Annotated in this window: 25 protein-coding genes and 1 riboswitch; of the genes, 18 read left to right on the top strand and 7 right to left on the bottom strand. The window is 40.8% G+C overall.

Going from position 1 to position 26,248, the window contains the following annotated elements; genetic code table 11:
- Positions 1 to 10 precede the first annotated feature (10 nt).
- The gene (locus tag J7E81_RS26750; protein WP_215047229.1) at positions 11 to 1,243 is read left to right on the top strand and encodes a hypothetical protein; all 1,233 of its coding nucleotides are present in this window, start codon (positions 11 to 13) and stop codon (positions 1,241 to 1,243) included.
- Positions 1,244 to 1,434: 191 nt separating this feature from the next.
- Positions 1,435 to 1,995, top strand: coding sequence for an RNA polymerase sigma factor (locus J7E81_RS26745; protein WP_215047228.1), 561 nt, complete (start codon positions 1,435 to 1,437; stop codon positions 1,993 to 1,995).
- An 86-nt stretch (positions 1,996 to 2,081) separates the two neighbouring features.
- Here J7E81_RS26745 and J7E81_RS26740 read toward each other — a convergent pair whose 3' ends face one another.
- Positions 2,082 to 3,287 (bottom strand): aminotransferase, encoded by a 1,206-nt coding sequence (locus J7E81_RS26740; RefSeq protein ID WP_215047227.1) that lies wholly within the window; start codon positions 3,285 to 3,287, stop codon positions 2,082 to 2,084.
- A complete protein-coding gene (locus J7E81_RS26735) occupies positions 3,284 to 3,790 on the bottom strand; it encodes an Lrp/AsnC family transcriptional regulator (RefSeq protein WP_215047226.1) in 507 nt (168 codons plus the stop codon). Before J7E81_RS26735 ends, J7E81_RS26740 begins: the two co-directional genes overlap by 4 nt.
- A 312-nt stretch (positions 3,791 to 4,102) precedes the next feature.
- On the opposite strand from J7E81_RS26735, the gene J7E81_RS26730 reads away from it, so the two are divergent.
- Entirely contained in the window at positions 4,103 to 5,368 is a 1,266-nt protein-coding gene (locus J7E81_RS26730) for an MFS transporter (RefSeq protein WP_215047225.1), read from the top strand.
- Between the two features lie 69 nt (positions 5,369 to 5,437).
- Here J7E81_RS26730 and J7E81_RS26725 read toward each other — a convergent pair whose 3' ends face one another.
- Positions 5,438 to 6,736 carry an NCS2 family permease gene (locus J7E81_RS26725; RefSeq protein ID WP_215047224.1) on the bottom strand — a complete coding sequence of 433 codons (1,299 nt, stop codon included), beginning with the start codon at positions 6,734 to 6,736 and terminating at the stop codon, positions 5,438 to 5,440.
- 368 nt (positions 6,737 to 7,104) lie between these two features.
- On the opposite strand from J7E81_RS26725, the gene J7E81_RS26720 reads away from it, so the two are divergent.
- The 6 genes from J7E81_RS26720 (at position 7,105) to J7E81_RS26695 (ending at position 13,145) form a co-directional block, all read left to right on the top strand.
- Positions 7,105 to 7,470, top strand: coding sequence for a P-II family nitrogen regulator (locus tag J7E81_RS26720; protein WP_215047223.1), 366 nt, complete (start codon positions 7,105 to 7,107; stop codon positions 7,468 to 7,470).
- The gene (locus J7E81_RS26715) at positions 7,470 to 8,786 is read left to right on the top strand and encodes an ammonium transporter (RefSeq protein WP_215047222.1); all 1,317 of its coding nucleotides are present in this window, start codon (positions 7,470 to 7,472) and stop codon (positions 8,784 to 8,786) included. Before J7E81_RS26720 ends, J7E81_RS26715 begins: the two co-directional genes overlap by 1 nt.
- Positions 8,787 to 8,919: 133 nt before the next feature.
- Positions 8,920 to 9,891, top strand: coding sequence for a UDP-glucose 4-epimerase GalE (gene galE, locus J7E81_RS26710; RefSeq protein ID WP_215047221.1), 972 nt, complete (start codon positions 8,920 to 8,922; stop codon positions 9,889 to 9,891).
- A gap of 164 nt (positions 9,892 to 10,055) precedes the next feature.
- On the top strand, positions 10,056 to 11,351 hold the full coding sequence (locus J7E81_RS26705) for a putative bifunctional diguanylate cyclase/phosphodiesterase (protein WP_215047220.1): 1,296 nt from the start codon (positions 10,056 to 10,058) through the stop codon (positions 11,349 to 11,351).
- A gap of 236 nt (positions 11,352 to 11,587) precedes the next feature.
- The gene (galU, locus tag J7E81_RS26700; RefSeq protein WP_215047219.1) at positions 11,588 to 12,493 is read left to right on the top strand and encodes a UTP--glucose-1-phosphate uridylyltransferase GalU; all 906 of its coding nucleotides are present in this window, start codon (positions 11,588 to 11,590) and stop codon (positions 12,491 to 12,493) included.
- Between the two features lie 208 nt (positions 12,494 to 12,701).
- Positions 12,702 to 13,145, top strand: a complete 444-nt coding sequence (locus J7E81_RS26695; RefSeq protein WP_215047217.1) for a ferritin-like domain-containing protein — start codon at positions 12,702 to 12,704, stop codon at positions 13,143 to 13,145.
- 67 nt (positions 13,146 to 13,212) lie between these two features.
- On the opposite strand, the gene J7E81_RS26690 is transcribed toward J7E81_RS26695, so the two are convergent.
- On the bottom strand, positions 13,213 to 13,467 hold the full coding sequence (locus J7E81_RS26690; protein WP_215047215.1) for a hypothetical protein: 255 nt from the start codon (positions 13,465 to 13,467) through the stop codon (positions 13,213 to 13,215).
- Positions 13,468 to 13,780: 313 nt separating this feature from the next.
- Between J7E81_RS26690 and J7E81_RS26685 the strand changes: the two genes are divergently transcribed.
- The 3 genes from J7E81_RS26685 (at position 13,781) to J7E81_RS26680 (ending at position 15,873) form a co-directional block, all read left to right on the top strand.
- Positions 13,781 to 14,389: a transposase gene (locus J7E81_RS26685; protein WP_215047213.1), complete on the top strand. Its 609-nt coding sequence runs from the start codon at positions 13,781 to 13,783 to the stop codon at positions 14,387 to 14,389.
- Entirely contained in the window at positions 14,374 to 14,760 is a 387-nt protein-coding gene (locus tag J7E81_RS31185) for a magnesium chelatase domain-containing protein (protein WP_308162294.1), read from the top strand. The genes J7E81_RS26685 and J7E81_RS31185 overlap by 16 nt, the downstream gene beginning before the upstream one ends.
- An 81-nt stretch (positions 14,761 to 14,841) precedes the next feature.
- Positions 14,842 to 15,873, top strand: coding sequence for a YifB family Mg chelatase-like AAA ATPase (locus J7E81_RS26680; RefSeq protein ID WP_308162293.1), 1,032 nt, complete (start codon positions 14,842 to 14,844; stop codon positions 15,871 to 15,873).
- Between the two features lie 114 nt (positions 15,874 to 15,987).
- Here the strand turns inward: J7E81_RS26680 and J7E81_RS26675 are convergent, their stop codons facing one another.
- Positions 15,988 to 17,391, bottom strand: coding sequence for a S1C family serine protease (locus J7E81_RS26675; RefSeq protein WP_215047211.1), 1,404 nt, complete (start codon positions 17,389 to 17,391; stop codon positions 15,988 to 15,990).
- 495 nt (positions 17,392 to 17,886) lie between these two features.
- Complete coding sequence (locus J7E81_RS26670; protein ID WP_215047209.1) at positions 17,887 to 18,795, bottom strand: ROK family protein; 909 nt, start codon at positions 18,793 to 18,795, stop codon at positions 17,887 to 17,889.
- Between the two features lie 372 nt (positions 18,796 to 19,167).
- Between J7E81_RS26670 and J7E81_RS26665 the strand changes: the two genes are divergently transcribed.
- The 5 genes from J7E81_RS26665 (at position 19,168) to J7E81_RS26645 (ending at position 24,652) form a co-directional block, all read left to right on the top strand.
- The gene (locus tag J7E81_RS26665; RefSeq protein WP_215047207.1) at positions 19,168 to 19,980 is read left to right on the top strand and encodes a UTP--glucose-1-phosphate uridylyltransferase; all 813 of its coding nucleotides are present in this window, start codon (positions 19,168 to 19,170) and stop codon (positions 19,978 to 19,980) included.
- A gap of 27 nt (positions 19,981 to 20,007) precedes the next feature.
- Complete coding sequence (locus tag J7E81_RS26660; RefSeq protein WP_215047205.1) at positions 20,008 to 22,008, top strand: glycosyltransferase family 2 protein; 2,001 nt, start codon at positions 20,008 to 20,010, stop codon at positions 22,006 to 22,008.
- A 121-nt stretch (positions 22,009 to 22,129) separates the two neighbouring features.
- Positions 22,130 to 22,516, top strand: a complete 387-nt coding sequence (gene gloA2 / locus J7E81_RS26655) for an SMU1112c/YaeR family gloxylase I-like metalloprotein (RefSeq protein WP_215047203.1) — start codon at positions 22,130 to 22,132, stop codon at positions 22,514 to 22,516.
- A gap of 301 nt (positions 22,517 to 22,817) precedes the next feature.
- Positions 22,818 to 23,474: a 5-bromo-4-chloroindolyl phosphate hydrolysis family protein gene (locus tag J7E81_RS26650; RefSeq protein WP_215047201.1), complete on the top strand. Its 657-nt coding sequence runs from the start codon at positions 22,818 to 22,820 to the stop codon at positions 23,472 to 23,474.
- On the top strand, positions 23,471 to 24,652 hold the full coding sequence (locus J7E81_RS26645; protein WP_215047200.1) for a toxic anion resistance protein: 1,182 nt from the start codon (positions 23,471 to 23,473) through the stop codon (positions 24,650 to 24,652). Before J7E81_RS26650 ends, J7E81_RS26645 begins: the two co-directional genes overlap by 4 nt.
- 150 nt (positions 24,653 to 24,802) lie before the next feature.
- Here J7E81_RS26645 and J7E81_RS26640 read toward each other — a convergent pair whose 3' ends face one another.
- On the bottom strand, positions 24,803 to 25,552 hold the full coding sequence (locus J7E81_RS26640; RefSeq protein ID WP_215047198.1) for a M15 family metallopeptidase: 750 nt from the start codon (positions 25,550 to 25,552) through the stop codon (positions 24,803 to 24,805).
- A 189-nt stretch (positions 25,553 to 25,741) separates the two neighbouring features.
- A riboswitch (cyclic di-GMP riboswitch) is annotated at positions 25,742 to 25,828 on the top strand.
- A 50-nt stretch (positions 25,829 to 25,878) separates the two neighbouring features.
- Here J7E81_RS26640 and J7E81_RS26635 point away from each other — a divergent pair.
- Positions 25,879 to 26,043: a hypothetical protein gene (locus J7E81_RS26635; RefSeq protein WP_215047196.1), complete on the top strand. Its 165-nt coding sequence runs from the start codon at positions 25,879 to 25,881 to the stop codon at positions 26,041 to 26,043.
- The last annotated feature ends 205 nt before the right edge of the window (positions 26,044 to 26,248 follow it).

Below are 26,248 nucleotides of genomic sequence, written 5' to 3'. Positions count from 1 at the left end.
GAACAAACTAATGAAACGATACCTCAAATCTATTTTACTTGTATTGGCCATTTTCCTCTGCCTTGGAACCTTTTATAGTAAATCAGCTGCCACATCCGACCCCGAGTTCATCTTAAAGAGGCAAAGTGGCAGCGAAAAGGCCGCAAATTCTGTTGCAATTCAAGGCTATTATCAAAATGAAAGAGTAATGGATAACGTCATGATTTCTTCCAAGGGATCTCTCTATGATAGTTCCATGTCGCTCCTTGGAAAAATTGATAAACATCTATTGGGTTACGGAGAAAACCAGCAGCTAGAGAAAGAATATCGTTCATTTATGAGAGGAAAAACGGGCATGAACTCGTTCTATCAAGATGAAGATTTTCTACTATATGCAACCATTATTATAAAACACACCAGCCAGGGTCCAGAGGCTTTTAAATTTGAAATTTCCATGTTGGAAAAAGCCACGAAAGCGGAAAACTCTTATATAATCCAACCTTCAAATAATAACAGGTATCTATTCGTTAGCGTGGAAGATATTCAAAAGGTAGGAAACAAGCTAAAAATCTTGACAAGGAATATTACGGCCGATCCTAAAGGTTATGCAATTGATTCGGAAAGAAATGAGCTGCATGTTTATACCATCGATATGAAAAGTAAACAGGTGGTAGATGATCAAACTGTTTTGACTTCAGGTGATGACAAGGATTTTTATACAAATATATATATGTTGCAAGAAACTGACATGACCCAGTCGAATGATTCCGCATTTTATTACAAGGTCACCGCAAAACGATCTGAAGAACAGGATGAACAAGTTGGCAGTGAGTTGATACGGGTGAATTTGAAAACAAATCAAGCAAAAAAACTAGAAATTCCTCCAGAACTGAAGGGAAATATCAATTTAAATGTCATTCCAAACTATGACAATAAAATGATTTATTTTGCATTAGAAACAAAAGAGGGTATAAAAGTGGCCACATTTGATCCAAATACAGAAAAAGTAGTGAACAGTCTAAAGATAAAATTTGACCAATCGGATTTGGCGGAGAAATTCATGTTTAACGTAAAAAATGGCAAGGCATATGCCCTTACTTCTCCAGAAAAAGTAGGACAGGATTCACAGCCTGCTAACCTCACGATTATGGATCTTAGAACCGGAAACCAACTTTATAAAGGAGTCATTACCTATAAAAATCCAAGCGGCCAAATGAGTAAAACAGATGGTTATGTTTCCTTGGACAGATTGATGGTCGAATAAATTTCTTTGACGATCGAGTGTCTTCGTGCAACACGGCAATCCATTATTAAAACAAGTATACAAAAAAACGATGATAATGAATCTTACGCATCGATTTTTTGTGGATAAACATTATCGCTTACCTTATTTCCAGTATTTTCAATTAAGAGTATAGTTAATATATAGATTATTAAAATAGGAGAAATGGTAAATTGAGAGAGCCGCTTGAACAAACGTCCAGCCAAGAATTAGATTCCATTATGGAATCAATCAATATAGAGCATCGGCAGTCATTAAGATTATTTGCTTTTAAGTTTATTGGTGACTGGGGAATAGTCGATGATATTATCCAAGAGGTGCTTATAAAAGTATTTTTGAAACTGAATACCTTACAAGAGGAATCTGCCTTAAAATCATGGTTGTATGCGATTACTGCCAATCAGTGCAGGGATTATCTTCGAATGAAGTATGTCAACACTACTGTATTAACAGACCATTTTGATGAACTAGCTTTTTCCGATCGAAATATGGTGGAGACGGAAGTTTTGATTCATTCAGATATGTTTTTGTTAAAAGAGATCATCCAGGCTTTACCGAAGCATTATAAAGAACCGATTATTTTATACTATTTTTATAATTTAACCTATCAAAAAATAAGTACAATCCTAAGAGTTTGTGTGGGGACCATCAAAGTACGCATTTTTCGAGCAAAAAAAATCATTCGAGAAAAATTGATTGATCAGGGTACGATTGGATATTATTCAATGGAATAAGCATTTTACTACAAAAAAAACTGCACTCTTGATGATGAGACTGTGTCTAATCATAGGGGTGCAGTTTCTTTTTGTATAGCCTTTTCTTATTCTACTTCTACTTTTTTCGCTTCTTCTTTTGCATATACGCCCTTCGACTGAATAAAACGCTGAATTCGTTTGAGTGCTTCCTGAAGCTGTTCCATGGAAGCGGCGTAACTGCAGCGAATGTAGCCTTCGCCGCTTTCACCGAAAACATGACCTGGTACGACAGCGACTTTTTCCTGCACTAACAGCTCTTCGGCAAATTGTTCGGATGTTAAGCCGGTTGCACGAATCGATGGGAATACATAAAAGGCGCCGCCTGGGTTGTGGCAATCGAGACCCATCTGGTTCAAGGTCTGTACCATATAATTCCGTCTGCGGCGATAGCTGTTGCGCATGGAAATCACTTCATCGTACGTATTGCGAAGCGCTTCAATCGCACCGTGCTGAAGCATATGCGGTGCACACATCGTGGTATATTGATGGATTTTTAACATAACCTCGACGAATTCGACGGGTCCAGCAAGGAAACCTAATCTCCAGCCTGTCATCGCAAACCCTTTGGAAAAACCATTAATCAAAATCGTTCGCTCATACATGCCTTCGATTGCCGCAACACTGCAAAATTCTTCGTCATAGGAAAGCTCGGCATAAATTTCATCCGAGACCACAAGTAAGTCGTGCTTCTTGATGATGCTGGCGATTTCAATCAGCTCATTTTTGGTTAACATACTGCCAGTCGGATTGTTTGGCGAGCACAGTAAAATGGCTTTTGTGTTTGGCGTAATCGAAGCTTCGATTTGTTCCGGTGTGACTTTAAATCCATTCTCTGGTGAAGTTGCAACCGGAACGGGTTTCCCGCCAGCAATCGCCACTAATGGACCGTAAGAGACGAAGGCAGGCTCAACAATTAAAACTTCATCGCCTTGGTTTAAAATAGCCCGGAAGGCGAGGTCGATGCCCTGGCTTGCTCCGATCGTAACGATCACTTGGTTTTTCGGATTATACTGTACGCCGAATCTGGTAATTAAATAGTTGGTAATTTCTTCACGTAATTCGAGCAAACCAGCGTTTGCTGTGTAAGACGTGTAACCTTGCTCAAGTGAAAGAATCGTCGCTTCCCGAATGCTCCATGGCGTGGTGAAGTCTGGTTCACCGACCCCTAATGAAATGACCCCTTCCATGCTAGCAGCAAGGTCGAAAAACTTTCGTATCCCTGAGGGCTGCAGATCTTTGGCTGTCTGGGATAGATAGTGTTCGTGCTTCATGGTGTAACCACCATCCTGCGATCTTTATCATCATTTTCACTTTTAAAAATAACGCCATCATGTTTATATTTTTTTAACATGAAGTGGGTGGTCGTTGAGATGACGTTTTCGATGGTTGATAATTTTTCTGACACGAAATTGGAAATTTGGTGCATGGATTTTCCTTCAACGGTGATGGAAAGGTCGTAGGCACCGGACATGAGGTATAGGGATGATACCTCAGGGAATCGGCCGATTCGCTGTGCTACCTCATCAAAACCAACGCCGCGTTTTGGAGTTACTTTTACATCGATCATCGCGATAACGTTTTCTTGGCCTTCAACTTTGCTCCAATCGATTAAGGTTGGGTAGCTAATGATGATTTGTGATTTTTCTAATTTTTCAATCGCCGCTTTCACGGTTTCTTCACTGCACATGGCCATTAAGGCGATGGATTCTATGGGTAATTTGTGATTTTCTTCAATGATTTTTAAAATTTCAATTTCCTCACTGCTAAGATGCATGTGGATGTCCTCCTATTTCTTTAAATCAAGTTATTTCCAGCATTAGCCCCTCACCAGGCGCTTCCGCTTTTCGTGCTTATTGATGATTTTAATCCTATTTGCGAAGTCTGTCACGTGAAGTTGAAAAATATTTTGTATTTTTCTGAAAGAATATGGAAAGTGGAAACTAGAGGAGTCGTTTTAAACCACGAAACTTCCTGAGGCTAATTCATCATTTTTTAAATGAAAACGTCATCACCTAAAATTAGTAAAATCTTATGACAAAATTGGAGTATAATAGGAAAGAAGTTATCACAACAGGAGTCGTGAACAGTGGAAAAACAAACTAGCAAATATAGATGGGTCGTTTTTGCCTCGGTCTTATTTACCTATTTTTTAATCGTCAGTCAGCGGACAGCACCGGGATTAATTTCTGACCAGTTAATGAAGGATTTTAATTTAACGGCTGCCACGATTGGATTGCTGACAAGTATACAGTTTCTAGCTTATGCAGGATTTCAAATTCCGATTGGAATACTCTCTGACCGATATGGGCCAAATTTCTTTCTAATCATCGGTGCCTTATTGAATGGGATTGGTACCTTAATTTACAGTCTCGCACCGAATGCGTTTTTTCTCCTATTGGGAAGATTATTGGCGGGATTAGGGGATGCGACGATTTGGGTAAACCTTGTCTTGATTTTAAGCCAATGGTTTAAAGTCAGAGAGTTCGTCGGCCTACTCGGCCTTGCCGGAATGGCCGGAAGCTTTGGGTTTCTGCTCGCAACCGTTCCATTTTCTGCGTGGATCTCTTTGTCAGGCTGGCGCACGCCGTTTTTTATAACAGCAATCGTTTTAGTATTAAGCGCTGTGCTGTTATACGTTGTCCTCGAAAAAAAGTCCAAGCAATTATTTAAAAATGATGCTGTAAAAGTGAAACAAAAGAAACCGCGCGAAAAGACAATCGTCGTGCTGCGGCGGATTTTTTCAAGCCGTCAGGCATGGGCTGCCTTCTTTTGTCACTTTGGATTAGTGGGCACCTACGTTGGATTTATTGGTTCATGGGCGGTTCCTTATGGGATGCATGTGTATGGTATGACCCGTTCAGAGTCAAGCCAGCTCATTATGATTGGTTTAATTGGCGCCTTAGTGGGCGCACCGCTCACAAGCTGGATCTCAAGCAGACTTGATTCGATTAAGGTTCCGTTTATCGTGGTCCATGTGATGGCGTTTGTCAGCTGGCTGGTGTTATTTTATAGCGGAAAGCCGCCTTACTACATGCTCGTCATTCTCTTTTTACTGATTGGGTATGGGAATGGCTCCAGCTCGTTAACGTTTGCGGTTGTTCGAAAGTCGTTTGATATAAAGGAAGTCGGTGTCGTTTCGGGCTTTGCCAATACAGGGGGCTTTTTAAGTGCGGTTCTCCTGCCAAGTATTTTTGGAAAGGTATTAGATCACTTTCATACATCGTCGGCAAGTGTCGGGTATCATTATGGATTTATGATTCCCGTTATTTTCTCACTTCTCGGGTTAATCGGCGGAACGATTATAAAAGAAGATCGCCAAGAGGCAAAAAAGCCAAGTGAACTTACAGCATAAAAAAAGAGTCCGAATCCGGACTCTTTTTTTTACGTTCAGCCTTGATCAAGGCGCTTCAGTTTAAATTTATTACTGCAAAAAGGCTAATTGAATAAAGAACAAGACGGCAAAAACATAAAGTAATGGATGAATTTCACGCCATTTCCCTTTCACCATTTTTAAAATGGGAAAACTAATAAAGCCAAGAGCAATTCCCGTTGAGATACTGGAGGTCAGCGGCATCGCTAAAACAGTAATGAAGGCAGGGAAGGCTTCATCTAATTCACTCCAGTTAATCTTCGCAATACTGCCCATCATTAAACTCCCGACAATAATCAGCGCTGGTGCCGTAATGGCGGCAATACCTGACACGGCGCTCACAAGCGGACCAAAGAAAGCGGAAAGGACAAATAAGGCCGCAACCGTTACAGAGGTTAAACCCGTACGGCCGCCCGCCGCCACACCGGAAGTCGATTCAATAAAAGCGGTGGTTGGGCTTGTTCCAAAAATCGATCCAACCATCGTCGCAATCGAATCAGAAAGCAGGGCTTGTCTGGCACGCGGAAGCTTATCCCCCTTCATTAACCCTGCTTGATTAGCAACCCCGATCATTGTCCCGGTCGTATCAAAAATCGTCACAAGGATAAACGAAAAGACAACGGCATAAAGACTGTGGTGAATGACATCGCCAAATGCAGTGAAAGGATTACCAATCATCAGTCCTTCCGGAAGGGACGGAAGCGACATAAATCCTTTTTCGAAGGAAAGCTGACCGGTAAAGAAAGCAATCACTCCGGTGACAATCATCCCGAAAAATAAGGCCCCATTGACTCTAAGGACCATTAGTATCAACGTTACAGCCAGTCCAACAATCGCTAAAACGGCTGAAGGAGAATGTAGGTCACCCAACCCCACTAAATTAGATGGATGGGCTGTAATGATTTTGGTTTGGCGCAGGCCGATAAAGGCGATAAATAAACCAATTCCCGCGGTAATTCCGTGTTTTAAATTATCTGGAATGGCCTCAATCAATTTTTCTCGGAACGGTGTTAACGATAAGATGACAAAAATAATTCCAGCTACGAAAACGGCAGCGAAGGCTGTCTGGTAGCTAATTCCCTGGTGGCCGCCAACGACAGAATAAGCAAAGTAGGCGTTCAATCCCATTCCCGGTGCGATGGCAATTGGATAATTGGCAAACAACCCCATCCAAAGGGTTCCGACTAAAGCAGCGATGATCGTGGCCGAAAAGACCTGTTCAAAAGGGACGCCGGCATCTGCTAGTATGACAGGATTGACGACCACGATGTAGACCATCGTGAAAAAGGTCGTTATTCCAGCCATCAATTCTGTTTTTGTATTCGTATGATTTTCTTTCAGTTTAAACATAAGGGATCCTCCAAAATACGAACGATTTTTTAACAACTTTACTATAATATTCGTTTTTGAGACGACAATCAATAGGCAATCTTTATTTTTCCCTATTTTTCCTCAAGCTACGCAAGGTTAGCGACATAAAAAATTCAAAATTGGCAAGAGAAAAGCCCTTCATCATGGGAATGAAGGGCTTTTCTTTTACCGAACCGGAGAGACCATACCAACCAAGTTAAATCATTTAAGGCCTTTATTAGAGGAGTAATGTTTTCAAGAAAATTCAGAAGATAAAAATTGGTTAAAAATATTAATTGACGCAAGGGGGCACGATGTTATATATTTTATCATATTGATGTTAGGAAATATAACATGGAGGTGTTTCCATGAAAAAAATAGAGGCAATCATCCGACCTGAAAGGCTAACGGAGACGATTAAAGGATTAAAAAGTATCGGAATCACCGGCTTTACGGTTTCGCAGGTCGTGGGACGCGGCAAACAAAAGGATACAAAAGGGGTGTATCGCGGGAAAAATTATCAGGTCACATTGCATCCCAAGGTGAAATTAGAAATTATTCTTTCCGATTATTTAGTGGATTCCACGATTCAGACGGTGGTAAAAGCAGCGCAGACCGGCGAGGAAGGCGATGGAAAAATCTATGTCTATCCTATTCTTGAAGCCTATAACATTCGGACGGGAACATTTGACGATGATATTGACGATTTAGTAAACCAAGGGGAGGGACAATAATGGTACTCACGTATATCAATACAGTTTGGGTGGTTCTTGCGGCGGCAATGGTATTGTTTATGGAGGGTGGTTTCAGCTTACTGGAAGCCGGTTTTGTACGGACGAAAAATGCCGTTAATGTAACAATGAAAATCTTTGTTGATTTAACGATTGGTGCTTTAGCGTTTTGGCTGGTTGGTTTTGCGGTTATGTTCGGTAAGGATGCCTTTGGAATCATTGGAACAAACTTGTTTGGCAGTCCGGAAAAAATTACGCTCGCGATCCACTTACCAAGTGTTGCCTTTGTTCTTTTTCAAATGGGCTTTGCGGTTGCGAGTATTTCGATTATTTCAGGTGCAGTTGCAGAACGAATGAATTTTAAAGCTTATGTAGTGACAGCCGCAATCATTTGTATGGTGGTCTATCCACTGTCGGGCCACTGGATTTGGAATCGTGATGGCTGGTTAGCGAAACTCGGTTTTATAGATTTTTCAGGCTCGGCAGCGATTCATGCGGTAGGCGGCTTTTCTGCTTTGGCGATGGCAAAATGGCTCGGGCCAAGGAAGGGCAGGTTTAATTCCGATGGCAGTGTAAACGTATATGCGCCAAGTAATATTCCATTAGCATCAGCAGGAGCGTTCATCCTGTGGTTTGGCTGGTTTGCCTTTAATGCCGGAAGTACATTGGATGCATCAAGCCCGGCATTGGCGCCGATTGCAATTAATACAATGCTTGCTGGGGCGAGCGGCGGGGCGGCTGCCTTATTTTTAACGATGAAAAAGTTTGGTACAGCTGACCCGAGTATGACCATTAATGGAGTGTTGTCCGGTTTAGTAGCCATTACTGCGGGTTGTGCGAATGTTTCGGAGTGGTCTGCCATCATCATTGGAACGGTTAGCGGTCTCTTGGTGATTTATGCCACCCTATTAGTTGACTACTTAAAGGTGGATGATCCAGTTGGTGCTGTAGCGGTTCATGGCTTCGGTGGGATTTTTGGAACACTTGCGGTAGGTTTGTTTGATAAGACGGAAGGTTTATTAACGACTGGTCACGTTTCACTCATCCTTGTCCAGTTGTTAGGCGCTGTTGTTGTGATGGCATGGGGACTGCTGGGCGGGACGTTTATGGCCAAGGTTTGCGAAAAGACCGTCGGCTTCCGCGCCACTGAACGCGAGGAAGAAGAGGGTTTGGATATGTCCTACCATGGTATTCCGGCTTATAACGAATTGGAGCGGTTTACGGACCTCCCGACAAGTTTGTATAATTTTGAAGAAACGACAGGAATTACGGTGGCCCCGCCCTCTAGCAATAAAGTAAAAACAGGCAATTCATTTTGAGTAAAGGCTGGATTCATATGGAATCCGGCCTTTTTATCTATAGAAATAATTGGTAAACTGCCTTTAGAAGCTGTTTATTAAGAATAATGGTATAATAATGAAGGTTTTTAATTCTAGCTAAGGGGAAATGAATATGATTCTCGTCGTTGGCGGAGCTGGTTATATTGGTAGCCATCTCGTTAAGGAGTTAGTAGAAAAAGAGGATGTTGTCGTGTTGGATAACCTTTCAACAGGCCATCGTGAAGCGGTTGATAAGCGAGCCATCTTTGTTAAAGGAGACCTCGGCAATGAAGACGACCTGCAAATGGTGTTTAGAAGTTATCCAATTAAAGCCGTTATGCACTTTGCAGCTTATAGTTTGGTCGGAGAGTCCGTTATTGATCCATTAAAATACTATGAAAATAATGTGGCGTCGACCTTAACATTGCTTAAAGTCATGATTAAATTTAAAGTGAAAAACTTTATTTTCTCTTCTACAGCTGCTACATATGGAATTCCTGATGTGGAGCTGATTGATGAAGAGAGTAAGACTGCTCCAATTAATCCATATGGACATTCCAAGCTGATGGTTGAGCAGATGCTGGCTGATTTTTCAAAATCCTATAGGCTAAACTATGTGGTGCTTCGTTACTTTAACGCGGCGGGTGCCCACCAATCAGCGTCTATTGGTGAAAGTCATGACCCGGAAACTCATTTAATTCCAATTATTCTACAGCAGCTATTAGGAACTCGGGAAAAAATTTCTGTGTTTGGATCAGATTATGATACGGCCGATGGAACATGCATCCGCGATTATATTCATGTAACCGATTTGGCACAGGCGCATATTCTTGCCCTAGAAGCCTTATTATCAGGTGAGAAGTCTACTGAGACGTATAATTTAGGTAATGGACTTGGCTATTCTGTAAATGAAGTCATTGAGACATGTGAACGGGTAACGGGAATCAAAGCAAACGTGGAAATGGCCGAACGTCGTGCGGGAGACCCTGCTAGATTAGTAGCTTCGTCGCAGAAAATATATCAGGAGCTAGGCTGGAAAGCAGAGCGCAGTCTTGAAAAAATTATTGCCGATGCTTGGAATTGGCATCAAAATCAACTATATTAACTTTTAATGAAAAGCAATGCAGCTTTCGAGGCGCATTGCTTTTATTTTTATAATCCTTCCTTGAAACCATCTCTTTATAATGGAAGATATCTGGTTATTGCTGGGCATAGTGGTTTAGGTTACACTTAAGGAAAACGGCTGCAGGCTGGAAAAGGTGGGTCAGTATGGATGAAATAGTGGAAGAGCCATTTTCTAAAATGGACCGGTTGAAGGAACGCCTTAAGATGAGCCTCGCTTTCTGCCAACGATATAATATGTCAGCGGCCGTTTGCTATCTTCGAATCCATATTCCACCGGAATTGTTAACATCTAAAAATCATGAAGTAGAGTCAGTCCTGTTGAGAAAAATGGTCGCGAGGCTAAAAAATTCGATTCGCGAGCTTGATACCGTCATAAAAGTAAATGGTTCTGATTTTGCCATCTTCCTAGTCGATATCACAGTGCATGACTGCAAGGTCATCTGCGAACGGATTATTCGCGTTGTTTCCGAAAAATATACAGTGGACGTTCATCAGATTTCGGTTGGCAGTAATATGGGAATCTGTATGTATCCATATGGATCTGAAGAAGCTGATGAGTTAATGTCGTTTGCAAAGGTACAAATGTATGAGGCTGAAAGGGGAGGAGAAAATACCTTTTCTTTTTACAATGGCGAGCTTGACCCAACGGCCTATCGGCAAATGTTAATTGAAAATGATCTCCCCTATGCCCTAAAGAAAGGGCAGCTTTCTGTTCAATACCAGCCTCAATATAGTTTAGTGGATAAGAAAATAACCGGCGTCGAGGCTTTAATACGTTGGAACCACCCCAGTTTAGGGATGATCACCCCGGGAGAATTTATTGACCATACGGAACTAGCTGGTTTGGTCAATGGTCTGTTTTATTGGGTTTTTGAGGAATGCTGCAAAAATATTGCGAGTGGGACAGATCAACAAGTGAGATACTCGATTAACCTGTCAGTCAATCAACTGTTACTAGATAACTTTTTGTTGGAAACCTCTACTATTCTTAGCAGATATTCGGTCCCGGCGTCGCAGATTACATTGGAAATCACCGAGAATATTGAAATTTACACGGTGAAAAGTGTGAATGAAACCTTGTTTGCTTTGAAAGAAATGGGTTTTACGATTGCTTTGGATGATTTTGGAAATGGCTATTTTTCATTTTCGGATTTCCTGAAGCTTCCGATTGACTATATAAAGCTTGATCGTAACTTTGTCTCAAGTTTATTGAAAAATAAAAAGCATATCGGCGTGATTTCTCCGATTATTACGATGGCTCACAATCTGGGGCTGCAGGTTATTATTGAAGGAATTGAGGTGGAAGCTCAGTTTTTTGAATGGGCAGGGTTGGGCTGTGATTTGATTCAAGGTTTTTTTATCAGCAGGCCGATTCCATTTGAGGAATTAACTCATTCCATTGTTGAGATTGAGCGCAGGATTGAGGATGGCTATTGTTAAAAGGTCCGTGGCAGGCTGAATCGGATTCCAAGGACACGATCCGAGCGGGGATGGCGTACAATGAAGAATAGGACGGTGTGGTTTGAGGTAAATGTCTTCGGACTGTTTATGCCAATCTAATGGGTGCTGTTGAATCGAACATGGTATAATGTTAATAGTTATTGTCATTCATTGGGGAAAGATAAAAATATTGTCATTAATTTACATATGAATAAAACTTGAAGGAGAGATCGTCTGTGAAAAAAGTTCGTAAAGCTATTATCCCAGCGGCTGGGCTGGGGACTCGATTTTTACCAGCAACTAAAGCGATGCCAAAAGAAATGCTGCCGATTGTGGATAAGCCGACCATTCAATATATTGTTGAAGAGGCGATTGCTTCAGGGATTGAGGATATTATTATTGTTACCGGTAAGGGGAAACGTGCGATTGAGGACCATTTTGATTTCGCCCCTGAGCTTGAGAAAAACTTAATGGAAAAAGAAAAATGGGATTTATTAAGCAAAGTAAACTATACCTCCAACCTTGCGGATATTCATTATATTCGTCAGAAAGAGCCAAAAGGGTTAGGTCATGCTGTCTGGTGTGCAAGAAACTTTATTGGCGATGAACCCTTTGCAGTTTTGTTAGGTGATGATATTGTCCAAAGTGAAACACCATGTTTAAAACAGCTGATTGATCAGTATGAAGCCACTTTCTCCTCGATCATTGGAGTTCAGCATGTTCCTGAGAATGAGACACATCGTTATGGGATCGTCGATCCAATGGAACCAGAGGGCAGACGCTACCAGGTTAAACATTTTGTTGAAAAGCCAGCGCCAGGAACAGCCCCATCTAATCTAGCGATTATGGGAAGATATATTTTAACGCCTGAAATCTTTATGTTCCTTGATTCTCAAGAGACAGGGGCTGGCGGGGAAATTCAGTTAACAGATGCCATCCATAAACTCAACCAGATCCAACGCGTATTTGCTTATGATTTTGAGGGAAAACGATTTGATGTCGGCGAGAAGATCGGCTTCGTCAAAACCACCATCGAGGTCGCATTACAAAAAGAAGAAATCCATGATGAACTCATCGCATTCCTAAAAGAACTCATCGAAGAAAATGAAAACCAACAGAAAATCAACATCCAAGAAGTGTAAAAGGTGTCATTAATGGTGTCAGGCACCATTCGTGTACATCTGTCCGTGTCTGGTGGACAAGGATCATAAAGAGGCCGTGGCTTAGTAAGGGGCATTCCCTTGCAGCCGCGGCTTTTTGATGTTTGACGAGTCCGGCGGGTTTGTCTGGGGAGACACCTAATGGTTCATGAATCATAGAATGTATAATGAACAATTAGGAGGGTTCCCTATGTATCCTTTTACCAATTATTACGATGCCGTCTATCGACAGACGAATGAATTGATTCAAGAAATTGAACAAGCAATTAATGGTGAGTATAGTGCGATTGAATGTTATGCAAGATTAGCCAATTTGGCATCGAGTAAGAAAGAGCGGGAGCGGATCTTGGAGATTCGTGAGGATGAAGTCAGACATTATCAGCAGTTTGTTTACATCTATCAACGATTAACAGGAAGGCCGCCTCAAGCGAAAATTTTGGAAGAATGTCCTACTAGTTATGTAAAAGGCTTAAAATTTGCGATTGAGGATGAGCAGAAAACGGTGGATTTTTATATGGAAATAGCCGATAAAGCCACTGATCCATTGGTTCAAGGGGCGTTCAGAAGAGCGGCGCTCGATGAGCAAAATCATGCTGTTTGGTTTTTGTATTTTTTTTCAAAAGGGAAATCATAGAGGTAATGCCCCCAATGAACTTTTATTGGGGGCATTTTTGTGCCTTGCTTAACAGGATAGACTTGTTCTAGTCTCCGCTTTCCCCGGTGGAATTGTGGCTTTCGTAGGAATGGTCATGTGTGGAGGTCGATTCGGGATTGTGGTTATAATCGTCATGAGGACCACTTTGGTCTTTTTTATTTAGGCTGGGAAAAATCAGGAAGGCTAGGATAATTAAGATGGTACCAAAGAACTCCTGTGTACCGAATATAAGGTAAACTCCGTACACAAGGAGGAGGACACCGATTATTCGCTGAAGCATTCTGACAATTTTCAGAGACATGCCTCCTTTGTTGAAAAGAGTGTGAGTAACTTCCTCTACCTTATAAATAAATATTATGACGTAGGACCTTTTATACATTTATCGTGAAAATCGAGCTTGACCGTCTTTTACGGACAAACGTACCGTTAAGTTTGAACCCATGCTATCTATAGGGATAACCTACCCCAACTATGAACATTTTGTTACCATCCTAACAAACAGAAGGCTTGGATGGAAAATATTTGTATAATGGAAAAGAGAGAAAAGGTGCCTGTCACCGAAAGCACTATTTTCATCTTGGCTTTATATTTATTAAGGATAGGGAGTGATTGTATTGGTTCGAAGTGTGCGTTTGTGGTTTGCGGGTGCGAAGTATCATGTGACAAGCAGAGGGAACCGGAAGAGTTCGCTGTTTTTTGAGGAGGAAGATTATGAGCGATATCTGGAACTTGTCGTGGAAACCCAATTGCGTTACCCCTTTCATCTCCATACCTACTGCTTGATGACCAACCATACCCACCTCCAGTTGGAAACCCTTGAAACCCCACTAAGCATTATTATGAAAAACCTCAATACCAAGTACGCGAAATATTTTAACAAGAAGTATCAATTCACTGGCCATGTGTATGAAAAGCGTTATGGTGCAGAACTTCTCAACTCTCGGGAGTATGAGATTGACGTCAGTAAATATATTCATCTTAATCCGGTAGAGGCCGGGATGGTTTCATCCCCCGAAGATTATCCCTGGAGCAGCTATCGAAGCTATGTTTATGGCGAAGTCGATCCACTCATTGACCCCAAACATATTCTTTCTTACTTTTCCAATCCCCCAGCGCAAAATTACCAACAATACATGAATGCTTCAGCCACTGATAAATTTTTCTGGGAAGACGGCAAACTTCTAAAGCAGGAAGGGGAATGGTTCCGATGTGGGCTCGAGTAACGAGTATCGGCTTAAAAGGAATGGACAGTTATCGTGTGAGTGTAGAAGTGGGCACCTATGTAGGGAATGACTCGTTTAAAATTGTTGGATTGCCAGATACTGCTGTAAAAGAGTTAAAGGAGCGGATTATTGCTGCTCTTGGCTCGCTTGGATATGTGCTGCACGGCAACAAAATTATCATAAATCTCTCGCCGGCAGACCAAAAGAAAATGGGGGCCATGTTTGATTTTCCCATGGCAATGGGGGTGCTGCTGAGTTTACATGAGTTAGAGGCGGTGATCCCTGAAGATACAGGCTTTTTGGGAGCTTTATCATTGAGTGGAGCGGTTCAGTCGGTGGAAGGAATGCTTCCAGCGGTGTTAGCTGCTTGAAAGCTAGGAATTCGGAGATTATATCTTCCATTTGATGAGCTACTCCCTGAGTTAGATTTTACTGATTTGGATATCGTCTATGTGACATCCTTAAAGGACGTCATCAGTCATCTGGGCGGTCAATGGTCACCACCACCCTCTTTTAAAAAAACAAGAGTGGAGCCAGGCAGTCCGGTTAACGGTTATTTAGATTTCCAACAAATTATTGGTCATACTGAAGCGAAACATGCTTTAGAAGTGGCTGCTGCGGGAGGACACCATGTCTTGATGACAGGTCCTCCTGGATGTGGGAAAAGTTTGTTAGCTGAGGGGTTTCCATCCATTCTTCCGCCATTATCAAAAGAAATCCAGTTAGAAGTACTTAGTCTGTATCAATTAAGCCGGAGCTCCTACACACTGAATCACCAGCCGCCATTTCGAAACCCGCACCACTTTGCTTCTGCTATCGCCATTATTGGCGGCGGGCAATTCCCTCGGCCTGGAGAAATCTCCTTGGCCCACCATGGTGTCTTATTTTTAGATGAGATTGGAGAATTCTCGAAGAAAACGTTAGATATGCTGCGCCAGCCGTTAGAAAGTGGAATCATCACGATTAGCCGTACCCACGCTTCTATTACTTATCCCGCTTCCTTTTTGCTGCTAGCAGCAATGAACCCATGTCCCTGTGGCTATGCCGGATCCAATACCCATTATTGCACGTGCTCTGCTAAGCAAATCGTATCCTATCAAAACCGTCTTTCAGGTCCGTTACGGGATCGCTTCGACATCCATTTGTCCTTGCGGCCTGTAAATTTTGAGGCTGCGGCCAAGTTAGGAGAGGGGGAGCCGTCTAAGATGGTTCGTGAACGGGTAAAGCAGGCAAGGGAAAGACAGTATCATCGATATGGGACCGAAATATACAATAGCAGAGTCAGCTATGGCGACCTATTGTATGCCAGTCCACTTTCACGGACGCAGCAAACAATGCTGCAGGAGCTGTCCATCAAGAAAAACTGGAGCAACCGCACCCAAATTAAAATCATCCGCCCCGCCCGTACCATCGCAGATCTCCAATGGAGCCCTGCCATCACTGACCAAAGCATCCAAGAAGCAATCCATCTCAATAGAGTGTAAATGGTGACAGGCACCATAGAAAGGAAGGCCAAAACCAACAAAATAGAAGGGTGTAGCGATAACACTACACCCTTGTTAGAAATGGTGACAGGCACCATCTTATTCGGCACCATCTTATTCTTCGTCTTTTTTCTCTTGCCTTTTCTGGTGTTCTTGGAGGGCGAGGAGGATGTCTTGGACGTCGAGTTTGCCATCTTTATTTAGGTCTTGTAATGTATTTTCCAGTGCAGTCGGCGGCGCTGTTGAAGGTGATGGTGGTGCGGGATCTGCGGAAGGTGTTAATGCTGCAGTCGCGGCAGCATCATTTTTGGATTTGCCCCCGGTGAACGTAAACACTAAGAGAATAAGGACGAGCAATCCTGCTACACCATCGATGATATAGAATATGGTTGCGTAATCAGACCATAGCGTTTTACTGCTGTCGACCTTCTTCTCAGCATTGGCAATATATTGTTTGATCTCAGAATGATTTGGATAAATCCGCTGAACCGCTTCGAATTTTTCTAAAGCATGTTTATAATAGCCGCCCCAGTATAATTCCAAGCCTTCCTGATAAAGCTTATCCGTTTCGCTCTTCGTATTTCTTACCCCGGCTTGGTTCACAAATTCCTTTACCGTATTTACCGGTACAGCAAAATTAAATCCTTGAACCTCTTGACCATTGACCGTATCTCCTCTAAAGGTTAATAGTCCAATGATCTGCCCTTTTTCATTAATGACAGGTCCGCCGCTGTTTCCGTGGGTCGCGGCTGCATTAAGTTGAATAACCGGACTTCCTTGTTCTGTCTTTTTCGAAGTAGCAGAAATTTGACCGGCATTCATCGAGGAGACTAAGGATGAATCGGGTGATAGAATGTCAGAATCGGCTGCCGCTGGGTAACCGATGACCCAAATATTATCTTGGTTTTGGATATCATCTGAATTTCCTAGTGGTACAGTCGGAAGGTTTTTTCCTTCAATTTTTAGAACAGCGACGTCCTTCCCTTCATTAATAGGGGCGCCGTAGCTCTTAACTTCTCCATCGAGGACATCTCCACCCGGTAAAACCACCTTTAATACTCTTTTAATATCCGTATATTGGGTGTACTTCACCATATAATTATAGGCAGTTTCATAATCTACTTTAAAATAATCTGCAACCGTGGTGACGACCTGTTCGAATGCTTCATTAGCGATGTCTTCATCTTTCTTTTGCGTTGCTTCTACGACATGGGCATTTGTGACAATATAACCATCAGAGCTAATGATGGCACCAGAACCTGATCCGCCCACGATCGATTGGTTGTTCAGTTGTTCAAGTATGGCAATCACTTCAGGATCATTAGGATTAGTAAACTGCCAACTGACTACAGCGTAATCGACAACCCGGACGACCGCCGGCTTCGTGAATTCAGCCAGCTTTTGCGCCCTTGCAATTTTTCCTTCTGCTGGTTGAATATTAAGTAGGAAAAAGGAGGCAATAATTACGGCAATAAGCAGGATACTAATCGGTATCGTAAAAAAGGCCCTTTTTTTCAAAATATCACCTCTTGGTTGATTTTAAAATTTACTCTGCAATATATTCGATGTTAAGGGATTGGGAAATTGTCTCATGTTAAATTATTAAAATTTGATGAAAATTCTTTGGGTCTAAAGAACTAATTTGAGAGTCGGTAAAAGGCTAATTATCAATGGGAATATAAAAAAAGAGGACCCCTATTCAATAAAAGACCACTGAAATAGCCCAAATTTAAAAAGGCAGTTGAAGCTATCAAATGAACGATCAACTGCTTTTTTACTAGATAATATGATTATCAAGCGTTTAGGCGGTATCCAAGTGATCTAAAATCAAGATTATCGTGGATGCAACACAAAGCACATAAAAAAAGAGAAGGAAAAAGGCAATTTTCCGCCTAAATGTCAGACGGAAAATTGCCTTTTTGTATTCATTTTAGATTACAGAAATAAAAAACGTAAGTTTTTCAGTGGCCTCATTCAATAAAGAAGTCATCTTTTAACATCTTAACTCTTTATTCAAATGTCCTGTTCACGGGTGTTAGATTCCCTTTGTTGCTTTTGTTGAAAATGATACAAAGCTCCAATCATTCCAGCATCATTTTGATGTTTACAACTTTCGACGGGAATCTTAATATCTTTCCACCAATAAAGGCGGTCAAGTTGATTATTAATCATTTTTATTAAACCTTCTTGGCCGAGCACCCCGCCGCCGATTAAAATTTTTTGTGGATTTAATGTTGCAGCCAGGTTATAAATTCCATAACAAAGGATTTTTACCCAACGCTCCACTAATCTTCTCACTGAAGAATCTTTAGCGGCTTTAAGGAAAATGGTCTCGCCATCCACCTTTTTGGTTTCATTAATACCCTTTAGCTTTTTATAGGACTTTATTAAGGCAGTTGTAGAAGCATTATTATTCAATACATTCTCTGTTGACTCGGTAATCATAAAACCAAATTCACCGCCTCTAAAACTGTGCCCATGCACAAGTTTCCCGTCTATAAAAATCCCTCCACCGATTCCAGTACCAACTGTTACACAGATAAAATCGGTACAATTTTTTGCGTTCCCACTTATTTTTTCTGCTATAGCAGCACAGTTTCCATCATTTTCAATTTCAACAGGCAGTGAAATTGCGGTTTCTAACAATATTTTAAGATTCTGACCATCTAATACGGATATAGCTCCTGCTCGTTCTGAGTAACCTGTATGTGGGTTAATATAACCTGGCAAACTAATGGCAACACCATTCACACTGGTAATTTCTGGATAATACTTAACGGTATTTACCATTTTTTCAATAAACATTTCGAGGCTTGTGGAGGGGGTATCATAGCTTCCCTTGGAAAGAATGGAACCATTCTCTAACAATAAACCATGCTTCACTTGTGTCCCGCCAATATCAAAAGCAATATATTTATTCACTATTTTCCCCCTTGTCTAGTGGGTTAGGATTCTCATAATGTTATTCTTTATTAGGGTATTCATCAGGATATAACATTCATTACTACTTTTAAGTTGATGGCATTCGTTAAGTACAATGGTCATCGTATTATTTAACAAATCTGCAGTTCAGAAAGTAATTTTAAAACATGCAAGTCGGAGGTAATTTGACAGGGACAAATTAACCCGTGCTGCCTTACGGTAATTGCTTATTTTTGAGTGAGATTGTGTTCAAGCCGTTGCCATTTGCTGTCAAGCTACATAATTATATAAAGCTAGCATTATTATTAATCTAATTTTCTTCAAAGATATATATCTTCCGCAATTACAAAACAAATAGGGTGAGGAAAACTTATGGTGAAAAAGGCAATTATCCCTGCTGCAGGATACGGAACTCGGTGTCTTCCTATAACAAAAGCAATACCCAAAGAAATGTTTCCGTTAGGTTTAAAACCGGCCATCCATCATATCGTTGAGGAGGCAGTGGAAGCGGGTATTAAACAATTATTAATCGTTGTTTCCAATTCGAAAAATGCTATTTTGGACTATTTTGATCATTCAGTGGAGTTAGAGGCTTTTTTAAAAAGCAAAAATAAAGAGTATATGCTTGAGCGCTTAGAACCACCAAAAATAGACATTTGCTTTATAAAACAACACTATGCAAATGGACTTGGTGATGCGATACGACTGGGAAAAGAATTTGTAGGAGATGAACCGTTTGGAGTCCTATTACCAGATGATTTTGTCATTGCTAATGAAGCCCATGCTCTTAAACAGTTAATAGATGTATATAAGGAAACAAACAGTAGTGTTCTTGGATTAAAGAAAGTAAATCAAGACCAATTAAAAAATTATGGGGTGATACAAGGTGCAAATAATACCAGCCTCATTGAAATTAAAAATATAGTGGAAAAGCCTAAGCAGAATCCTCCTTCGGATTTAGCTGTTATCGGAAGATACATTTTTACCCCAACAATTTTTGAATGCCTTGAGAATCTAGATGTAGGTGTTGACGGGGAACTTCAACTGACAGATGCCATTAAAATTTTGCTAGGGATAGAACCAATCTATGGAAAAATCATATCTGGGGATCGGTATGATATCGGGAAATTTGAGGAATATGTAGAACTTATGAAAATAATGGGTGAGAAATTATCACACGATTAAATTTCGTATGAAAAGGAGAGCGTTATTGTGTTAGATAAAGTTTCAATCATTATTCCTTTCCAATCGGATTATGGCCCAAGAGCAAAGGCGTTTGAATGGATTAAACGGTATTATGCTCGTGTCATGCCCGAAGCAGAAGTATGTTTAGGATTAATGTCTGGCAAGGAAATTAATAAATCTAAGGCTGTTAACCTGGCAGCTAAAAAAGCCACAAGAGATATTTTCGTAATAGCGGATGCGGATGTGGTTTATGACTCTAACCTGATTGTGGAGGCAATAAAATCACTCAATAAAGGAGGTTTTGTTGTTCCTTTTACAGAGGTCTATAATATTGAAGTGCAAGGTACGGAGAGATTACTCAAGACAAAACCAAAATGGCCAATAGATGTAAAATCTGGAGAATATTATAAATCAAATTGGGTCTATGAAGGATTTGCTGGAAAACTCTTTGTCATTTCTAGAGAAAACTTCGAAGCAGTCGGAGGTTTTGATGAGCGATTTATTGGTTGGGGCGGGGAAGATGATGCTTTTTCCCATGCAGCTCGGACGATGTGTGGCAACCTAATAAATTTGAAGGGGAAAGTCTATCACCTATGGCACCCGAGTTCAAGCTATCAATCAAATCCGAACGGTAAAGCAAATGCTAAGCTTCTTGGACGTTATGAACGTGCAAGCGGAAATAAGGAGAAAATGAAGAAACTTATTGAGGAACGGAAAAGTACACAAGAAGAAGACCAAGTTCATACACTAGTTAATTATGAAAATATATTACCAGAATCTCCAAAAAGCAAAATTTGTTTTGCCATCCTTGTTCATAAAGATAGAGAATTAGTCAAGCAGTTAATTGAAAATGTCCGATACTATTGCCCCGACAGTACAATGGTTTTATATAACGGAGGGAATGATCCAACTCTTTGTGAGGGGCTAGGTGTACCCGTTTGTCCATCTAGCCATAAGTTAGAGCGGGGATGGACGACCATTTATTTTATGGAAGTAATGGAATGGTTAGAAGAGTTGGGGATTGAGTATGACTATTTTATTAATATCGATTCTGATGCACTTTTCGTTAAAAAAGGTTATGAAGAATTTATTCAAACTCAAATGAAAGATGCCGACTATATGGCGGTCAAGCTGAGAATTCCTGAAGAAGATTGGTATATTGGAAAAGAACTTAAGAAAGATAAAAAAAGGTGGAAAGCAATATTTAATCTCAAACCCTTCTACGGAGTTTTCAATGTGGGCCAGGTAATTTCCAGACCAGTAGTTAAAGCATTACTTGATCCAGAAAGAAAACAAAAGTTAAAAACTGCTTTAATAGAAACGACTTCTTTTGGTACGGATGAGGTATTTTTCGTAAACATGGCTGTGGAACTTGGAGTCAGGGTAAAAAGTTATCCAAACAAAATGGACGAAAAGATGATACGATATCGGCCTTATTTTACAGTGGAAGAAATGATTTCCTGTCTAAATAAAGCGGAGAATAGTTGTCTATGTCATCCTGTAATTCGAGATCAAGCTGATCCCGTCAGGAAGCTAATCCTTAGTATGGAACATGAACATAATACAAAACAGTATAAAAGCAAGGAATACCCATGGTATGAAGATAATTCAAATAATTATTCAGTGTCTCTTCCAATTACAAGTAAATTTGGGCATTCAGAGATTGTGGTTCGGTCAGGTTCCTCCTTGGTCCACTATTATCAGGATCCTAATGGGAAATGGAATAAAAGTAAGAAGTTTGCTGAAGGTGTTATCGGAAATCCAATACTTTTTGAAAATAATTCAGGTCAATTTGGTGTAATCTGTAAACTAAAAACCGGTGGAATTGGATTTTGGCTGCGAGACAACAAGAAAGATAGCTTTCCTTGGTATGGTCCAACTATCTATCAACTTGATAATATAGAGCCGTTAATGGCAAGTAAACTTCCGAATGGAAAACATACAATCGTGTTTAAGGATGATAACAAAATGATTTATTGGGAACTGGATAATGAGAAATGGAATAAGGTCTTTCCGAAAAGAAAGTAAATCAAAACATAGTTTATATGATAGTTGAGTAAAGCCTCCACGTATGGGGGCATTTTTTTATATACTATTAATTGGAGGCAGGAGTTTTGATGTGATAACTATATAAGGGGGATTAAAACATATGAATTTAAAGAAGATTCATCACGTGGCTGTCATTTGTTCCGATTACCAAAGATCAAAGGATTTTTATGTAAGAATTTTAGGTCTTACACCAATAAGAGAAGTGTACCGAGAGGAAAGGGAGTCCTATAAGCTGGATTTAGAAGTCGGAGGACAATACCAAATCGAGCTGTTTTCATTTCCACACCCGCCAACAAGGCCGAATCGTCCGGAAGCCGTTGGGTTAAGACACTTAGCTTTTGAGGTAGAGGATATCGAGAAAGAAGTAGCCGAGTTAGTGAATCATGATATTTTAGTAGAACCAATCCGTGTCGATACGTTTACAAACAAAAAATACACTTTCTTCGCAGACCCCGACGGCCTTCCCATTGAACTTTATGAACGGTAAAAGATAAAAAGCGGCAGAGAGGATATCCTCTCTGCTGTGGTGCCTGTCACCACTAGCACTGCAAACACTATGATTACCGTTGAATCCCACCATCTAGGTGTAACCTTCTATCTTAAAAATACGTCTTAAGTCGTAGATTTATTTCCGTTTGTGGTCTATGGCGGGAAGGAGTTTTTTCGTGTATTGTGGAAGTAGTGAATGTCATATTCTTCTAATTCCAAAAGTTTTTGAAGGATATGAAACATTTATTTACTTATTTCGTATCTATATAAAGGATTATTAAGTCAGGAGTCGATCCAATATGAACCCAATTGCTGCATTTCTCATTCGCTCGTTTGTGGCCGTTCCCGTTACGGTCATTACATGGTTAATCTGCTTCTTTCCGCTCAATTTTACATTCTGGTCCTCTACCTTATTTGCAATCCTTGGTGGGGTTCTTACCCATGTGATTCTGTCGTTATTTCAAAACACCGGGTATTTGAAAAAGCATCAGCTGACAAGGAAGGAATACCGGTATATTCAGAAAAACCTAAAAGAGGCAAAACAGAAAATCAGGCGTTTAAATAAAAGCATCTTTAAAATTCGTGATATTTACTCCGTCAAACAACGAATCGACATAAATCGAATTACCAAAAAAATACACAAGATGACGATGAAAGAACCGAAACGATTTTATCAAGCAGAGGAATTTTATTTTTCACACCTTGACTCACTCGTTGAGCTCACCGAAAAATACAGTTTCCTTTCCTCACAGCCAAAACAGAACAGAGAAATCAGTCAATCTCTTATTGAGACTCGAAGAACATTAAATGAATTATCTAAAGTAGTAGAAGAGGATTTATACCGAGTCATCTCCGATGATATCGATACGTTAAATTTCGAAATAGATGTCGCAAAACATACCATTCAAAAGAAAAAAGAATTGAAATTTCCTGAAGAAAATAGGTGGCTAAAATGAGTGAACAAAATCCAATACCGAAAACTGGCGACTTGCTAGATGATATCCTTGCCAATCCGTTTGGCGATTCCGACACGTTAGATCTTTCCAAAAAGCAGACACTGCCAACAGGCGAACAAAAACCAGTCAAGTTAATTGATGTAATCCCTGAGGAAAATCGAGCAAAGGCCTACCAGCTTGCCGAGCAAATCGACCCGACCAACCATCAGGCGATGATTTCTTACGGCACCCAAGCACAAGGAAAGCTGTTATCGTTCTCGCATACGATGCTGGAACATGTCCAGAAACAGGATGTGGGTGAAATAGGCGAAATCATTAACGATTTGATGAAAAGGTTACATGAGGTCAATCCGGATGAATTAAAGGATGGGAAGCCATCCTTGTTTGCACGAATGTTTGGGAAAATTTCAACATCCATTCAGGAGGTTCTGTCCAAATACCAAAAAACAGGAGCGCAAATTGACCGAATTAGTGTGAAGCTTGACCGTAGTAAGAATGTACTTCTATCGGATATTAAACTGCTCGAACAGCTATATGAAACTAATAAGGAATATTTTCATGCCCTTAATATTTATATTGCAGCGGGGGAAATCAAGCTCGAAGAAATGGAAGCTAAGATTATCCCGCAGTTGAAGAAAGAAGCCGAAACAACTAACGACCAAATGAAGTTTCAAGAGGTCAATGATATGATTCAATTCGCGGATCGTTTAGACAAGCGTCTTCATGATTTGAAATTAAGCAGGGAAATCACGATTCAAAGTGCACCGCAGATTCGCTTGATTCAAAATACAAACCAGGCGCTGGTGGAAAAAATCCAATCGTCGATCATGACGGCCATTCCGTTATGGAAGAACCAAGTAGCCATTGCGTTAACCTTAATCCGTCAACGTCATGCGGTAGAAGCGCAGAAACAGGTATCAAAGACCACCAATGAGCTCCTATTAAAGAACGCAGAAATGTTAAAAACAAATACGATTGAAACCGCCAAAGAGAATGAACGCGGTCTTGTGGATATCGAAACATTAAAGAAGACACAGGAAAGCTTAATCTCCACTTTAGAAGAAACGATGCGAATCCAAGAAGAAGGCCGCCACAAACGCCGGCTTGCCGAACAAGAACTCGCCAACATGGAAAACGACCTGCGCCTAAAACTCTTAGAAATAAAGGGAAATAAATAATAAAAAAACAGGGGTCCTCACTGCAATAGTCATACACGCAGCGGGGCCCCCCGTTTTTTTTTTTATAGTGCCGTTTATACGGTGCCTGTCACCATTACTCCTATCTAGGTGTTACTAATGGTGACAGGCACCGCAATGGCACTGCGAGTTCTATTTATTTACTTGGATGGTTTCGAGGTATTCTTCGAGAGTGATTTTCTTACTCATGATTTTTTGTGCAACTGCTTTGCCAACATAGCGCAGGTGCCATGGTTCGTATTGGTAGCCGGTAATGTCTTCCTTTCCTTTTGGGTAACGGATAATAAAGCCATACTCATCAGCATGCTTCTCCAGCCACTTTGCTGCAGAGGTCCCGGCAAAACAATCTTCGGCCGAGCACTTTCCATCACCGCCCGTAACATCAATAGCAAGACCGGTCTCGTGTTCACTGGTGCCTGGCACCGCACTATATGTCTTTGCCGCTTTAACGCCATCGATACTTACATAGTGATTAAACACGGCCACTTGAGCGGCGTGGGAGCGATAAGCGGAAACGCCAAGAAGGCTGACGCCATCATGTTTGGCTCCGATAAACAATTTTTCAATCGCTCGAGCAGCACGGCTGCGCATCTTCCGTTTCTCTACTTTTGCTTTAAAAATAAACGGAATGTCAGGGTCAACCAAATCACTCGGTTGATAACTAGCAGGCAGTTTATTCACTTTATTAACCAAGACAGGTATTGCAGACGGATTGGCAACAACCGAAACACTCTTCTTTTCATTTTTTGAGCTCGTAGTGTCGACCACATTTTTACTGGGAGCAGTTGACTGATTTTCAACAAAATTCTGTTTCATTGAACAGGCAGCCAGCATAGAGGCAATTACAATCATAATGGTCATTAATAAAGGTAATTTTGTCATAATAACCGTCCTCTTTTATAAAAAGTCACTTCCTTACTATCATGGACATATTGAAAGACTTTAAAACGTTAAAATCACTAGTGTAATAAGGTCAGGATTTTTCTCATACAATATAGAACGGGTCGATGGGTCTAAAGCCTCTTTTATTTTCTGAAAACGTTCCTTATAGTTTTTTATAAGCACATAAATCGTCCGAAACGGCAAAACCATTGAAAAATGGTGACGCAAAACTACAGGGGCTTAGGTTTTTCTAAACGATGCTCGCCAGTTACCGAACACGACAAACTCCTGCGATTTATGTAAATGACAATTGAGGAGGTTTTCATGTGTTAAAACTACTAACTAAGGTTCAATACTATTATCATTTGTTCCAGCATCGGCATAACCAATTGTTGCAGCAGGATTGCTTGAACGAAGAGCTAAGAATGAAACTAAAAGTCAAAGCCTTATACCACAACAGTAAAGCAGTCGAACTTGGTCTAAGAATGTAAACAATCATTATTATGGTAAAAAGAAGCCTAGGATCAACTCCTAGGCGTTTTTTTATTTTTCGAATCTTTGAATAAAATTGCAGCTGCGGCAGGCGCGGCCAATCAATCTTTTAGTCACACTATGTTCGTAATAAATCTCCTCCAGACCACAGACAGGGCATTCGATAATATGGAATAGTTGTCGTTCTCCTAGTATGGCGTCTAA

The sequence above is a fragment of the Bacillus sp. ISL-18 genome, assembly GCF_018613415.1.
Classification (GTDB): Bacteria; Bacillota; Bacilli; order Bacillales; family Cytobacillaceae; genus Neobacillus.
This window is presented reverse-complemented; position numbering and strand designations above follow the sequence as displayed.